The sequence below is a fragment of the Paenibacillus sp. 01T422 genome, from assembly GCF_056398785.1.
Genome location: NZ_JBFTQB010001568.1, coordinates 1 through 549, shown reverse-complemented (window position 1 = coordinate 549; position 549 = coordinate 1). Strand labels below are relative to the sequence as shown.

The following is a 549-nucleotide window of genomic DNA, read 5'->3' as shown; positions in this document are numbered from 1 at the left end:
GTTAATATACCGTTTATGCTCATCAAGGTTTTGGTAATCATCCATTTTCAACAAATTCAAATACCCAATCATACTTGTCAAAGGCGTGCGCAAATCATGGGAGACATTAGTGATAAGTTCCATTTTCGATGTCTCGATCTGACGCTCTCTCTTCATCATGCTCTGCAGCTGGTCAGCCATATAATTAATATTTCGCGCAACATCTCCCAGCTCATCCTGCCTTAACAAAGGAACTCGACAATCCAAATTCCCATTAGCGATAGACATAAGTCCACCGGTCAACGTTTTTAAATAGCGAACAATCGGACGGGTAAACATGAAAAAGAAGAACACAAACGCAATGATAAGAAATAATAAACCTGTTTTAGTACCCATAAACATGGATATGAAATTGTCAAGGACGAAGGAAACAAATACGGCAAGAAAAAAGCTTAGAACGGCCAAAAAAAATAATTTGGCTCGAATGTTCTTGTTCCAGTTAAGAAGTGAAAAGAAGTATTTAATCAACTTTATACCCCACTCCCCAAACCGTTTTGATGTAGCGAGGCT

1 protein-coding gene is annotated in these 549 nt (G+C 38.4%); it reads right to left on the bottom strand.

The window, feature by feature from the left end; genetic code table 11:
* Positions 1–507 (bottom strand): HAMP domain-containing protein (locus tag AC1DUA_RS40210; protein WP_477504962.1); only part of this gene is annotated, 507 nt, incomplete at its 3' end.
* Between the last annotated feature and the right edge of the window lie 42 nt (positions 508–549).